Below are 11629 nucleotides of genomic sequence, written 5' to 3' on the forward strand. Positions count from 1 at the left end.
CCAGAACCAGCAGTACCTGATCACGGGCCTGAGCTACCACCTCAAGGAGAACCCCCGCGTCAGCGCCATCAGTCCCATCAGTGCCGTGGCCCCGGGCGCCAAGGGCAGCGCCGCGGAAGACGGCTCCTTCCAGCGCTACGAGTTGCAGGCCCAGCCCACGAGTCTTGCCTACACGCCACAGCGCACCACGCCCAAGCCGCGCACCACGGGCCCGCAGACCGCCGTCGTCGTGGGCCCGGCCGGAGAAGAAATCTGGACCGACGAATACGGCCGCATCAAGGTGCAGTTCCACTGGGACCGGCTGGGCGGCATGAACGAGAACTCCAGCTGCTGGATCCGCGTGGCCACGAACTGGGCAGGCCCGGGGTTCGGGGCCATCTCCATTCCCCGCATAGGGCATGAAGTCGTCGTCGACTTCCTCAACGGCGACCCGGACTACCCGCTGGTCACGGGCTGCGTCTACAACGCAGCCAACATGCCGCCCTGGGCGCTGCCGGCCAACGCCACGCAATCGGGCATCAAGACAAGATCGAGCAAGGGCGGTGCCGCAGGCGCGGGCATGAAGAACAGACCGGGCGACGCCAACGCCATCCGCTTCGAGGACAAGGCAGGCGCCGAACAGCTGTGGCTGCACGCGCAAAAGGACCAGCTCACCGAAGTCGAGAACGATGAGGACAAATGGGTGGGCAATGACCGGCGCAAGACCGTGGACCGGGACGAGACCAACGTCATCCACCGGGACCGCACCGAGACCGTGGACCGCGACGAGACCATCACCGTGCACAACAACCGCACGGAGCGGGTGGACCACAACGAGAAGATCAGCATCGGCGACAACCGCAACGAGGATGTCGGCATCGACGAGAACATCTCCATCGGCAAGAACCGCAGCAAGACCGTTGGCAAGACCGAGACCGACAAGATAGGCCAGAACTGGCACGTCACGGTGGGCCTGCTCAAGACCCAGACCATAGGCATGGCCTACATGCAGAACGTGGGTGTGATGAAGATGATGAACATCGGCGTCAACTACATGGAGAACATCGGTGTGGCCATGCAGACCACGGTCGGCATGAGCCAGAACCTCACCGTGGGGCAGGAGCGCCAGGTCAAGGTCGGCAGCAAGCAAAGCACGGAAGTGGGCTCGCAGTACTCGCTGACCGTGGGCGGTGGTGGCGGTGGCGGTGGCGGTGGCGGTGGCGGTGGCGGTGGCGGTGGCGCGGGAGCCGGTGGCGGCATGGCCATGAACATCACGGCGCCCGGTAGTGGTGGCAGCGGCAGCGGCGGGGGCGGAGGTGGCAAGGCCTCCCAGCTCACCATGGATGGGCAAAGCATTGAGCTCAACGCCGCCAAGATCCGGCTCGAAGCCCAGCAGGAAATCCTGCTGACCTGCGGCAAAAGCACCATCCGCATCACGCCCGGCGACATCCAGATTCTCTCGCCCACGGACCGGCTCAACTGCTGAAGGCAGACAGCCCGTACCGCGTTCCCCGTATCCGCATTCCCGTTCTCCCCCATCTCTCCAGGAGCAGCCTCGCATGAGTGGCAAACCCGCAGCCCGCATCACCGACAGCGTCGTCAAGGGCAAGATCGTCACCGGCTCGCTCACCGTGCTCATCGGCAGCCAGGGCGGCCTGGCCTGCTCCGTCTGCCCGGACGGCATCACCGTCGGATCCCCTGTGAACCCCCAGCTCGGCGCCAAGGTCCTGCGGGGCGCACAAGACCTGGACTTCGCCCTGCCGTCGGCTGCGCTGCCTGTGGCCTGGCAGCGCCAGTACAGCAGCTACGTCAACCCCGAGCACGGCGCGGCCTGCGGCCTGCTGGGCCATGGCTGGCACCTGCTGCAGGAGCTCAGCATCCGCCTGCAGGAAGAGTCCACCTTGCTGCTGGACGCCAGCGGCCGCGTCATCACCTTCGACCAGCCTCTGGTGCCGGGCGGCCAGCTGCACAGTGCCAGCGAAGACATCTGGCTGCTGCGCGGCGGCAGCCCGGAGCCCGAAGGCGGCACAGCGCCTTGGGCGGCGAACCCACGCTGGAGCCATGTGGAACAGGCACTGGTGCGCAACCCGCAAGCCATCCTTGCGGTCAGCGGCGATGGCGACACGCTCTGGGGCTTTGGTCCTGCGCCCGGTGAACCTGCCCGGGATTGTGCACAGAGCCCCTGGCGCCTCATGGCCCAGATCGACCGCTTCGGGCGCCGCCAGCTCTACCACTACAGCGACGGCACCACGCCCGAGGCCGGCCACAGCGCGAGCAAGGACCCCATCCCCGCAGGCCGCCTGGTCTCGCTGAGCGACGGCACAGGCCGGCGCTACCGCCTGCTGCACCAGCGCATCCATGGCGGCAGGGATGCGCAGGGACTGAACGGACTGTGGGGCGCCGACGACGGCTGGCGGGTCACAGGCGTGGACCTCACACAGGACCCGTTGAACCCCCTGTCCACCCCCATCGCCCTCGTGCGCTACGGCTACAGCAGCGCAGGCGACCTCATCACCGTCCACGACCGCGCAGGCCAGCTCGTGCGCGAATTCGAATGGGACCACCACCGCATCAGCGCCCACCGCCATGCCAGCGGACCCTGGCACAGCTACCGCTACGAGAGCGCCCAGCCCGGCGCCCGCGTCATCGAGCACAGCAACCAGGAAGGGCTCAGCTACCGCTTCGACTACCTGGCCCAGCCCCCGGGCCCGGACGGCCAGCCGCGTGCCGCCACCCGCGTCAGCGACAGCCTGGATCGCATCGAGACCTACTACTTCGAAGGCGCAGCGGGCCTGTCGCGCCTCATCGCCCACCACAAGGCCGATGGCAGCCGCTGGCTGCAGGCCTACGACAGCTTCGGCCGCCTGGCCTCGCGCACCGACCCGCTGGGGCGCAGCGTCCACCTCAGGCGTGATGGCCAGGGCCGGCTCATCGGCGTGCAACTGCCCGACGGGCGCAGCACCCAGCAGGAACACGACAAAGCCACCGGCCGCCTGCTGCAAAGCACTGACACCGCAGGGGCCACCACCGGCTACGAATACGACGCCTGGGGCCGCCTCACCCAGATCACCCAGGCCGACGGCAGCACCGAGCGCTACCACTACCCCGATCCCCAGGAGGCGCCGCTCACCTGCGACAGCCCCCGGCGCATCGAAGACGCCCAGGGCGGCAGCAAACAGCTGGCCTGGAGCGACGCGGGCCAACTGCTCAGCTACACCGACTGCTCGGGCCACAGCACGCACTACCACTACGACCGCTGGGGAGCGCTCATCGAAGTGGACAACGCTCTGGGCCAGCGCCAACGCCACCAGCGCGACGGCCAGGGCCGCATCGTGGCCAGCGAACTGCCCAACGGCCAGATCGAGCGCTACCACTACGACAGCGCAGGCCACCTCACGCGCATCGATCCAGCCCAGCCTGCCGGCACCTCCAGCGAAACCCAGGCCGCCGACCCCAGCATCCACCTGCGCTACGACCTCTGGGGCAGGCTGGTCCAGCGAACACATGGCGGCCTCACCCTGGCCTTCGAATACGACAGCGCAGGCCGCCTCCTGCGCCTCGTCAACGAAAACGGAGCGCAAAGCCGCTTTGCCTGGGACGCGCTGGACCGGCTCGTGCAGGAAGAAGGGTTTGACCAACGGCTGCAGCGCTACCGCTGGGACGCGGCAGGCCAGCTCATGGAAGCCACGGATGGCAACGCCGCGCAGCAAAGCAGCAGCCACTACCGCTGGGACGAAGGCGGGCGATTGGTCGAACGGCAGTTGCCCGCCACACCCCATGCGCCCGCACAAACCCACCGCTACGAATGGGATGCCGCCGGGCGCCTCACGGCTGCCAGCGTCTGGCAGCACACCGGCGAGAACACCGCAGAGAACACCGCAGAGAACACCATCCAACTGCAAAGCCGCATAGCACTGGAGCGCGACGCCCTGGGTCGCATCACTGCAGAAGTGCAGCAGCTGTACCGCCCCGGCAAGGACGGGGGCGGCAACGGGGGCACAGAGCAGATCGAATACGAACACCGCATCGCCCACACCCTGGACCCCCTGGGCGCACGCCAGCACAGCCAGCTGCAAGGCCTGGGAGAGATCGCCTGGCTCACCTACGGCTCAGGCCATGTGCACGGACTGCAGCTCAACGGAGCCAGCCTCATCGACTTCGAACGCGACAACCTGCACCGCGAAGTCCGCCGCAGCCTGCACCCACCCACCTCTGCAGCAGACGCAGACAACCCCCTGCAGGTGCAACGCCAATGGGACAGCCTGGGCCGCCTCACGGCCCTGGGCACCACGGGCCTGCAAAGCAAGGAAGGCAGGGACCACCTGGTCCAGCCGCTCATCGGCCAGATCCTCGGCCGTCGCTACCACTACGACAGCCTGGGCCAGCTCGTCGCCATCGAACAGGCCGGCGCCCCGGGCCAGGCCGCGCAGCTGCTGCGCTACGGCTACGACAGCGCCGGGCGCCTGAGAGCGGCCACCGACAGCCAGGACCCCCAGATCACCACCCGCTGGCAGATCGACCCTGCAGGCAACCGCCTGCCAGCACCCGGTGCAGCCGGTGCATCGGGCCAGACAAACACCCAGGACAACTGGGCTGCCCAGGTCCACGCCCATTGGCGGCACACCGACTTCAACCTCATGGGCCTGGGCCACCTTGCAGGCCAGCGGCAAGGCCCCGTGCAGCGCTGGGAAGACAACAGCATCGGCTTCACCGAAGACCGCGTCTGGCGCTACGACCCCTGCGGCAACCGCATCGCGCAAATGCAGGCGGACCACAGCCAGCAGCAACTGCACTACGACGGAGCCCACCAGCTCATAGCGGTGCGCAGCAGCCAGCTCCAGGGCAACGCAGAGCAGTTGCGCCACCACAGCCGCTACACCTACGACGCCCTGGGCAGGCGCCTGAAGCAGCAAGTGGAAAGCACGGACTCCACAGGATCCAGCCGCACCCACTACTACGGCTGGGACGGCGACCGCCTCATCCACACCGAACGCCTGCTGCATGGCGATGACACGCGCCACATAGAGCACACCATCTACGAACCGGGCAGCTTCACGCCCCTGGTGCGCCTGAGCACCACGGCCAGCGGCGACCCCCAAGACCAACCCCACCTGCTGGTGCAGGCCATCACCGCAGGCCTGCCCGACCAGGACGACCCCAACCACAGGCCGGCCCTGGCCCTCATGCAAACCATGCTCAGCGCCATGCCGAGGGACATGCAGCAAGACGCCGCCCGCCACCTGCGCCACACCCTGGAGCACGGCCTGCCGCCCAGCGCCCAGGCCATGCTGGGCGAACAGGCAGACAGCACTACACGCCTGCTCAGCGGCATGCAGGCCAAGCTGCAGGCACAGGAAAAAGAACAGCACGCCCGCATCGCCATCCACCACTACCACTGCGACCACCTGGGCACGCCAATGGCGCTGACGGACCAGACAGGCCAGGTGGCCTGGGCCGCCAAGCTGGACCCTTGGGGCAATGTGCTGCGGGAGTACAACCCGCAGGGCCTGCACCAGGCGATCCGGCTGCCGGGGCAGCACCATGACAGGGAAACGGGGCTGTATTACAACCGGCATCGGTATTACGATCCGGTGGTGGGGAGTTATGTGAATCAGGATCCGATTGGGTTGAATGGAGGCGTTAATTATTACAATTACCCCAAAAATCCAAATATTGGCATAGATCCATGGGGGCTGGTCGATTTAAATCTCTTTCCGGAGTCTGAAAATATTCGAGGTTTTGCAAACAAGGTTCCACCTAAGTCAGGGGTTTATCAAGTAGGAGCACATGGCAACCCTAGCTTGATCGTTGATGACAAGGGGAAAATTCTGTCCCCCTCAGACTTGGCGAAGAAAATCAAGAGCGACCCAAACTATAAAAGTGGAACACCTGTGGAATTACTTTCTTGCAACACTGGAAAAGGAAATGATCCATATGCGAAAAAACTAGCAAACGAATTGGGCGCAAAAGTAAGTGCACCGGATCAATACATGTGGTATTCCAGTGATGGAAGCACTACGCCGATGGGAATGACATCGGCAGGAGCTCAAGATAAGACCGCCCCTGGAAAGATGATAGATTTCAACCCTTCGTCAAAGGGGAAATGATGCGGTACATTTTTATACTATTCATGCTCATAACAATGACCAACATAGCCAATTCAGATCAATCATCCGGGTCAATTTATCATTTAAATCCAAATGAAATCCTTAATCTTAAAAAGAAGGCCGAAATTGATTCCAAGGCTTCTTATAGGCTTTACGAGTACTATACACTTTCTGAATATAATGAAGAAGAGTCCATGACTTGGCTGGAAAAAGCTGCCTTGTTGGGGCATGAACTGGCGCAATTCAACTATGTAAAGCATTTTTATGACAACGGAAACAAAAAGAAAGCAAATTCGCTAGCTAAGAAATGGAAAGACAATGTTGAGATAAATAAATTATTTCTTGAAAAAAATCCCTCAAATAAAAAATAACAACTTCATTAGGTTTGATAGACTGTTTTTCTATAGACATTTCCCGCAAAATATATAAGCTGAAATATGACATAAACTCGGAAAATATGGGGCACCCAGCGCACCCGCCCCGAGCGAACAGACCGGAAGCACCGCGCGCATGCCGAGTGGTGTACAGGCACAATGGTAGTAATAGCGCAGCATTGCCATCCTCCACTGCAACTGCGTACTCTGGGCAGCGCACTGCAGGCCCTGACGGACTGGGTTAGATATGTGATACGGACTGCAAAACTTGGCCCTTGAGGCAATTCTTTCCAGAAATACAATCCGAAAGAGATCCACCAGGCCTTCTGGCTACGAGGGCAGCACCATGACAGGGAGACGGGCTGTATTAAGCGCGACTTTCATAGACATGGCCCATTCCCAAAATCAATAGAAAACGATCCTGGGCAAAGCTAGGTAGAATCTGCTGTAGATAAAATTATTGATTTCAAAAATGGAATAAGATTTGACTGCTGTTGTTTCGATTAGAGAATTTTATTTCCTGAAATTGATAGCAAATAAACATGAAAAAATTGGCATTAACTATAAGTCTATTTATTTTAACTTTTGCTCAAAATTCCATGGCTGCAGATGAAAAAGAATGGATGTTGCTGAGTAGATCCGATGGATGCATATCATTGGGGGAGTTGTATTTTGAGTATCAATATCTGAATAAAAAGAAAACTCCTAGTGAAATATTTAGTGAGGTGAAGAAAAAATATAAAACAACAACCATTAAACCATTTCTTGATTATATAAAAGAAGAAAAAATAGATGGAGAGAAGATTGGATTAAATGAGAGATCATTTTTTAAGAATTTCAATAGAAAAAATGCGATAATCATTGAAAGCAAAGAAGATAATATTGAAATAATTCTGGTCACGAAATTATTGTGCGAAAAGATTTTTAAAAAATAAAATACTTATTCACAGTAGCATGAAAAAGCCACCAAGGATGATTTTCTCTAGGACGCATGATGAATTTCTCGCCTAAGCTCAGCACCTGAGTGACTGTCGGCAGCATGCGTATCACGCATATAGTACTAAACATATCCATTACTACGACAGGGATGGCAGCTGCCTCACCCACGCCGAACGCATGCAGCACGGCAGGGACACCCGCCAAGTCACGGTGCTTTTGGTGGCGGACGTAGATTGGTTAGGCTGTAAGGGATAAAGGCTCCACAGGAATTTTTTGATTTTCATTTTTGGATTTTGCGAAATAAGCGCTTGTTTTATGAGTATTGAGTATATATGTCCATGAAGAAGATAATAAAAGTATCTTTCGGATCATTCGTTGTGGTTGCACTTTTGGGATTTATTTTTCTTATTTCTTCAGTCGAGAATGAAAAGGAGAGCTTCTTCTCTTCCTATGATCTATTGGATGAAGATGGGCAAAGATATATCTCTTGGGTTCCCGTTTTTTTACCAAAAACTGCCTTTAATATCAGAATATATGCTGATGTGGAAACTAATCATTTTTATATGTTCTTTCAGCTGGAAAAAATTCAATCTATTGATTTTCAGAAAAAGATGAATATGAAAGCATCAAAAAATGGAGTGGCGCTGCTTCAAAAGGGCGTTGAGAAAATAAAATCAGGGTGGTGCGCTTTTCAGGACATTTCGAATGGATTTGGTGAAAATCTATATCTGGTGGGAAAAGTAAGCTCTAGTGAAGAAATTTATTATGTGACGAAGGCGACAACGGCTAATAATTTGAATTCGACTGAATACACTTCGGAAATGGCGAAGAAATATTGTGAGCATGGCGATTTCAAGCCTGAAATGCAATATCTGGACATCAGGTAATTGACGCGGGTGAATCTCTAGGATGTGATTTTTGCCGTCAGAAGACCGCCTCAGCCTTGCATCGCTCCTATAAAAAAGCGCTTGAATACGCACCCAATCCTCGCTACCAAAGCACAGCACAGGCCTCATCGTGAATCAAATTCACAGATGGTGTTCCAGCAGACCGTCTAGTCCCGCACAGCCCTTGAATCCATGATCCCGCCATCGACAGACATCGGATTCCTTGCATGCGGCAACTTTTTCCATCGCTTTCCAAGGCCTCGGGCGCGGCCCTTCTGGCGCTTGTGATTTCCACGCCTGCCATGGCGGGTTCGACGGTGCCGGCGGGTTCGGCTGAAGCCTCCAACTGGGCTGCCACGTGGCAGGCCAGCCCGCAGCCGGTCTGGGGGGCGGACTTCCTCTTTCCCACCAACCTGCCCGCCGTTCTGCAGGACCAGACCGTGCGCCAGGTGGCGCGCATCAGCCTGGGCGGGCCGCGCCTGCGCATCGTGCTGTCCAACGCCTACAGCGGCCAGCCTGTGACCGTGGGCAGGGCCACCGTGGCAAAGTCGTTGCCGGAGGGCGCCATTGACGCTGGCAGCCTGCAGGCCGTGACCTTTGGTGGCAGCGCGCAAGCCACCATTGCCGCAGGCGCATCCCTGGTCAGCGACCCGGTGGCCTTGCCGCTGTCCTCGCTGTCGCAGGTGGCCGTGAGCCTGTACCTGCCCGGCGCCATGCCTGTGCAGAGTTTTCACTGGGATGGGCGCCAGACCGGCTGGATCGTGGCGGGCGATCAGTCCGCTGCTGCGGCGCTGCGGACTTCGGACCCTGGCGCAATCAGCAGCACGGCCCGCCCGCTGTTGGCGGGTATTCAGGTCGAGGCCAACCCCGCGTCGCCCGCGGCGCCCGTGGTAGCGGTGATGGGCGATTCCATCACCGACGGCGCCACGGCCAGCCTGGACCGGGACAGCCGCTGGCCGGATTTCCTGGCCGCGCGCCTTGCGCCGCACGGCGCGGCAGTGGTCAATGCCGGCATTTCGGGCGCGCGCCTGCTGTCGGATGGCATGGGCGAGCATGCGCTGGCGCGGCTGGAGCGTGATGTGTTGGCCCAGCCCGGTGTGCGCAGCCTCATCGTGCTGCTGGGCATCAACGATATTTCCTGGCCCGGCACGGCCTTTGCGCGGCAGGCGCCGCGTCCCACGCTGCAGGACATGGCAGAGGGCTATAGCCAGCTGGTTGCCAGGGCGCGCAGCCACGGCCTGCGCGTGATCGGCGCCACCTTGCCGCCCTTCGAGGGCGCCTTGCCAGGCACGCCGCTGGACGACTACTACCAGGCCGAAAAGGACGACCTGCGACGGCAGGTGAATGCATGGATACGCCTGGGAGGCGCCTTCGATGCGGTGATCGACTTCGATGCCGTGCTGCGCGATGGCACCCATCCTTCCCGCATGGCGGCGCGCTTCGACTCGGGCGATCGCCTGCATCCTGGCGACGAAGGCAATCGCGCCATGGCCGATGCGGTGGATCTGAACGCCATACTGCCGGGCCTGCTGCCGCGCTAGCCGCGCCTGCACGCGGTGGCGTTGATGGTGGCGTTGGCGGCGGCGGGGCTGTCTCCCTATAAAATGCAAATGGTTCTCATTTGTCATTCGTCCCTGGCCTGCCTGCGCCCTGGGATACAGGGAGGGGTATCGTGGCCGCCGCCGAGTTTGCGCTTCAGCAACAAGTCGAAATTCTCTACACCGATCACCACGGCTGGCTACGCGGCCTGCTGCGCCGCAAGCTGGGCAATGCCTTTGATGCGGCCGATCTGGCGCACGACGTTTACCTGCAACTGCTGCGCACCGGCCGTGTTCCGCCGGCCGACGAGCACCGCCGCCATCTCACCCAGATCGCCAACGGCCTGGTGATCGACCTGTACCGGCGCCGCCGCGTGGAGGCGGCCTATCTTGAAGCGCTGGCCCTGCTGCCCGAGCAGATGGCGCCCTCCGAAGAAACACGTGCCCTGGCGCTGGAGGCGCTGGTGGAGATCGATGCCGCGCTGAACGGCCTGCCGCCCAAGGCGCGCAAGGCCTTGCTGCTGTGCAAGCTCGACGGCATGGCCTACCGCGACATCGCGGCCGAGCTGGGCGTGTCCGTGTCTTCGGTGGAGAAATACATCGCCGCCGGCCTGCTGGCCTGCTACCAGGCGCTGCACGGCCCGGTGTGCTGAACGACCGGCCCGCCCGCATGTCCTCATCATCGACATCGCCCGACGCCTCCAGCGAGCTGCTGGAGCCGGCCATTGTCCAGCGCGCCGCCGAATGGATGGCCCGGCTGTGGGCCGATGACGCCAGCGACGAAGACCGCGCCGCCTGCGCCCGCTGGCGTGCCGAGCATCCGCGGCACGAACTGGCCTGGAGCCGCCTGCAGGCCTTTGACGACAAGCTGCGCAGCGTGCCCGGCGGCATTGCGCAGCATGCGCTGGCGGACACCTCCGCTGCGTCGCCGGCGCCACGCCGTGGCCGCCGCCGCGCCATGCAGTTGCTGGGCTTCATGGCCATGGCCGGTGGCATTGCCCATGTGGTGCGCGGCACCGATGCCTGGCAAATCGCCGCTGCCAGCCATGGCACGGCGCGCGGTGAAGTCCGAGAGATCACGCTGCCGGATGGCACGCAGGTGGTGCTGGCCTCGGCCTCGGCCATCGACCTGCGCTTTGACGGGGCCGAACGCCTGATCCTGCTGCGCGCAGGCGAAATCCTCGTGACCACTGCGCCTGATCCGCAACGCGTGCCGCGCCCGCTGCGCGTGCGCTCGCGCCACGGCACGGTGCAGGCCCTGGGCACGCGCTTCACGCTGCGCCAGGAAGATGAGCAGTCCCGCGTGGCCGTGTTCGAGGGCGCGGTGGAAGTGCGTCCCGCCCGGGCGCCGGGCCAGGTGGTGCGGGTGGAGGCAGGGCAGGGCGCCGTCTTCTCCGGCGATCTGGCCCAGCCCCCAGTGGCCGCGCAGGAAAGCGCCGCCGCCTGGGCGCGCGGCGTGCTGGTGGCCGACAACATGCCGCTGGGCGAGCTGGTGGCCGAACTGGCGCGCTACCGCACGGGCCTGCTGCGCTGCGACCCGCAGGTGGCCGGCCTGCGTGTCACGGGCGTGTTCTCGCTGAGCGACACCGACCGAGCCCTGCACAACCTGGCGCTGGGCCTGCCCGTGCAGGTGGTCGTGCGCACGCGCTACTGGGTTACGGTGCAGGCGGCGGGCTGAGGCGCCTTTCATCGCGGCGTCTTCCCCATCTCTCGAAACCCGTTACCGGCTGATTCAACTTCCTGCCCCTGCGGATTGAGGGTTTGGCGTTCTCGTTCGGAAGACAGGCAAGAGCCCTTGTTTTCTG

General features: G+C 61.3%; 8 protein-coding genes. All 8 read left to right on the plus strand.

The genetic code is table 11. The features are described 5' to 3' along the window. Positions 1–1465 (plus strand): type VI secretion system tip protein TssI/VgrG (tssI, locus tag ACUTR7_RS07790; protein WP_445608518.1); only part of this gene is annotated, 1465 nt, incomplete at its 5' end. Between the two features lie 73 nt (positions 1466–1538). Then, positions 1539–6086, plus strand: a complete 4548-nt coding sequence (locus tag ACUTR7_RS07795; protein WP_445608519.1) for an RHS repeat-associated core domain-containing protein — start codon at positions 1539–1541, stop codon at positions 6084–6086. Positions 6087–6121: 35 nt separating this feature from the next. Continuing rightward, entirely contained in the window at positions 6122–6457 is a 336-nt protein-coding gene (locus ACUTR7_RS07800; RefSeq protein WP_139093459.1) for a hypothetical protein, read from the plus strand. A gap of 545 nt (positions 6458–7002) precedes the next feature. Further along, on the plus strand, positions 7003–7395 hold the full coding sequence (locus ACUTR7_RS07805) for a hypothetical protein (protein ID WP_445608520.1): 393 nt from the start codon (positions 7003–7005) through the stop codon (positions 7393–7395). 336 nt (positions 7396–7731) lie between these two features. Beyond that, on the plus strand, positions 7732–8286 hold the full coding sequence (locus tag ACUTR7_RS07810) for a hypothetical protein (RefSeq protein WP_152547329.1): 555 nt from the start codon (positions 7732–7734) through the stop codon (positions 8284–8286). A 227-nt stretch (positions 8287–8513) separates the two neighbouring features. Continuing rightward, entirely contained in the window at positions 8514–9827 is a 1314-nt protein-coding gene (locus ACUTR7_RS07815) for an SGNH/GDSL hydrolase family protein (RefSeq protein ID WP_445608521.1), read from the plus strand. 131 nt (positions 9828–9958) lie between these two features. After that, the gene (locus ACUTR7_RS07820) at positions 9959–10477 is read left to right on the plus strand and encodes a sigma-70 family RNA polymerase sigma factor (protein ID WP_013803359.1); all 519 of its coding nucleotides are present in this window, start codon (positions 9959–9961) and stop codon (positions 10475–10477) included. A 17-nt stretch (positions 10478–10494) separates the two neighbouring features. Further along, the gene (locus tag ACUTR7_RS07825) at positions 10495–11502 is read left to right on the plus strand and encodes a FecR domain-containing protein (protein WP_445608522.1); all 1008 of its coding nucleotides are present in this window, start codon (positions 10495–10497) and stop codon (positions 11500–11502) included. The last annotated feature ends 127 nt before the right edge of the window (positions 11503–11629 follow it).

The organism is Delftia sp. NA_296.1, assembly GCF_052692095.1.

Bases quoted from the DNA above. Each gene is read 5' to 3' on its own strand.
- ACUTR7_RS07795 (WP_445608519.1), top strand. From the start codon at position 1,539: ATGAGTGGCAAACCCGCAGCCCGCATCACCGACAGCGTCGTCAAGGGC.
- ACUTR7_RS07800 (WP_139093459.1), top strand. From the start codon at position 6,122: ATGACCAACATAGCCAATTCAGATCAATCATCCGGGTCAATTTATCAT.
- ACUTR7_RS07805 (WP_445608520.1), top strand. From the start codon at position 7,003: ATGAAAAAATTGGCATTAACTATAAGTCTATTTATTTTAACTTTTGCT.
- ACUTR7_RS07810 (WP_152547329.1), top strand. From the start codon at position 7,732: ATGTCCATGAAGAAGATAATAAAAGTATCTTTCGGATCATTCGTTGTG.
- ACUTR7_RS07815 (WP_445608521.1), top strand. From the start codon at position 8,514: ATGCGGCAACTTTTTCCATCGCTTTCCAAGGCCTCGGGCGCGGCCCTT.
- ACUTR7_RS07825 (WP_445608522.1), top strand. From the start codon at position 10,495: ATGTCCTCATCATCGACATCGCCCGACGCCTCCAGCGAGCTGCTGGAG.